Source organism: Moryella indoligenes (assembly GCF_030812885.1).
Lineage (GTDB): Bacteria > Bacillota > Clostridia > Lachnospirales > Lachnospiraceae > Moryella > Moryella indoligenes.
In genome coordinates this window covers 1-1,926 of record NZ_JAUSTO010000035.1, presented here as the reverse complement: position 1 = coordinate 1,926, position 1,926 = coordinate 1, and the positions used below count along the sequence as shown (strand labels likewise).

At 45.6% G+C, this 1,926-nt stretch carries 3 protein-coding genes and 1 tRNA gene; 3 read left to right on the top strand and 1 reads right to left on the bottom strand.

Annotated features, from left to right (window positions below; all coding sequences use genetic code 11):
- Positions 1-436: 436 nt before the first annotated feature.
- From infC to rplT, 3 genes are read left to right on the top strand one after another with little or no spacing between them, the layout of a single operon-like run.
- Complete coding sequence (gene infC / locus J2S20_RS12020; RefSeq protein ID WP_106611825.1) at positions 437-934, top strand: translation initiation factor IF-3; 498 nt, start codon at positions 437-439, stop codon at positions 932-934.
- Positions 935-950: 16 nt separating this feature from the next.
- Entirely contained in the window at positions 951-1,148 is a 198-nt protein-coding gene (gene rpmI, locus J2S20_RS12015; protein ID WP_106611826.1) for a 50S ribosomal protein L35, read from the top strand.
- A 36-nt stretch (positions 1,149-1,184) separates the two neighbouring features.
- Positions 1,185-1,538, top strand: a complete 354-nt coding sequence (gene rplT / locus J2S20_RS12010; RefSeq protein WP_106611827.1) for a 50S ribosomal protein L20 — start codon at positions 1,185-1,187, stop codon at positions 1,536-1,538.
- A gap of 113 nt (positions 1,539-1,651) precedes the next feature.
- Here rplT and J2S20_RS12005 read toward each other — a convergent pair.
- Positions 1,652-1,734 (bottom strand) — tRNA-Leu (locus J2S20_RS12005).
- Positions 1,735-1,926: the final 192 nt, after the last annotated feature.

Here is a 1,926-nt window from a genome sequence, read left to right as displayed (position 1 = left end):
CGAACCTCCTGGTGTTGTGTTGTGTGGTAGCTTCATCATACCACGAGTTCGTCATCGGCTCTTTTTTATTGTCCTAGTTCATCTTACAATCATCCAAAAATAAAATGCTGGCTGTGGCAGTAAAAAGTGTTTGACATAAGATATATTCTCTGATAAAATGTCACTGTTATGTTCAACAGAAAGCAGGTACGCCTCACCTTGGCACGCTTCATGTGACCCGGGTTCATAGAGTAGCAGCAGTCTTATTATGCTTACTTTAGATACGGCGGAGCTTTCTGCCGTATCTTTTTTGTTATGGGCATGGGTCACAGCGGAGAAGGAATTACCTTATCTTCCGATGGGCGAAGCCCGATCAATTCCGGAAAGGCGAAGCATTTCCGGTGATTTGCAGCAGAGCTGCACAATAAATTGGAGGTGTTCAACTATCAGCGAATCATTGGTTAACGGACAGGTCCGCTTCCGCGAGGTCAGACTCATAGGAACGGAAGGGGAACAGCTTGGTATCATGTCTTCTCTGGACGCTTTGAAGATAGCAGAAGAGGCAGAGCTTGATCTGGTCTGCATCTCTCCGACGGCAAAACCGCCGGTGTGCAAGATCATCGATTACGGTAAATACCGCTATGAGATGATACGCAGAGACAAGGAAGCGAAGAAGAAGCAGAAAATTGTCGAGTTAAAGGAAGTACGTCTGTCACCCAATATTGATACAAATGATTTGGCTACAAAGACGAACGCCGCCAGAAAATTCCTTGAAAAAGGAAATAAGGTGAAGGTAACACTGCGCTTCCGTGGACGCGAGATGTCCCATATGAATCAGTCGAGATACATACTTGATGATTTTGCAAAGGAGCTCGCGGATATCGCCGTGATCGACAAGCCCTCCAAGGTTGAGGGCAGAACTCTGGTCATGTTTATGAGCGCTAAAAAGAACTAAGCAGGAGGAAATTATCATGCCGAAGGTAAAAACAAGCAGAGCAGCAGCAAAGCGTTTTAAAGCGTCTGGTACCGGTAAGCTCATCAGAAACAAGGCTTATAAGTCCCACATCTTAACCAAGAAGTCTACGAAGCGCAAGAGAAATCTGAGAAAAGACATCGTGACAGACAGCACGAATGTCAAGATGATGAAGAAAATTCTGCCGTATTTATAATCGGACTCAGAAAGTTAAGAAGGAGGAACCAGAACAATGGCAAGAGTCAAAGGCGCTATGCACGCAAAGGCAAAACATAATAGAATTCTGAAGCTCGCAAAGGGCTACAGAGGTGCGCGTTCCAAGCAGTACAGAGTAGCAAAGCAGACCGTTATGAGAGCACTCGCTACTGCATATGAGGGACGCAAGCAGAAGAAGAGACAGTTCCGTCAGCTCTGGATTGCACGTATCAACGCGGCGTGCAGAATGAACGATATCTCTTATTCCAAGTTCATGTACGGCCTGAAGAAGGCGGAGATTGTAATGAACCGCAAGATGCTTTCGGATCTCGCAATCAACGATGCTGCCGGCTTCACAAAGCTTGTTGAGGCTGCAAAGGCTGCACTGTAAGTCTTATAACCGAACAGAATGAAATTACAGGGCGATGGATTTTCCTATCGCCCTGTTTTAACACATGCAGATAACGTAAGAGAGACAGCCAATCGACTGTCTCTCTTCGGAAGTGCGGGAAATGGGACTTGAACCCACACGGCTTGTGGCCACTAGATCCTTAGTCTAGCCTGTCTGCCAATTCCAGCATTCCCGCTCAACGCAAAATAATATATCATAACGAGAGAGGCAATGCAAGCATAAAATCGGCCAAAACCAAAGGCTGAAAGAAAAAAAGCTGCAAAAAAGATGTATCTAGATTGCAAGATCAAGTAGGACAGTCTGAAATAATTCCTCCGGCGAACTGTAGTGAAAGGACTTTCGGGGGAGTTGATTGATCCAGTTCTGT

What these genes read in the sequence shown, in the direction of transcription:
- rplT (WP_106611827.1), top strand. Translation starts at nt 1,185, where the DNA reads ATGGCAAGAGTCAAAGGCGCTATGCACGCAAAGGCAAAACATAATAGA.
- rpmI (WP_106611826.1), top strand. Translation starts at nt 951, where the DNA reads ATGCCGAAGGTAAAAACAAGCAGAGCAGCAGCAAAGCGTTTTAAAGCG.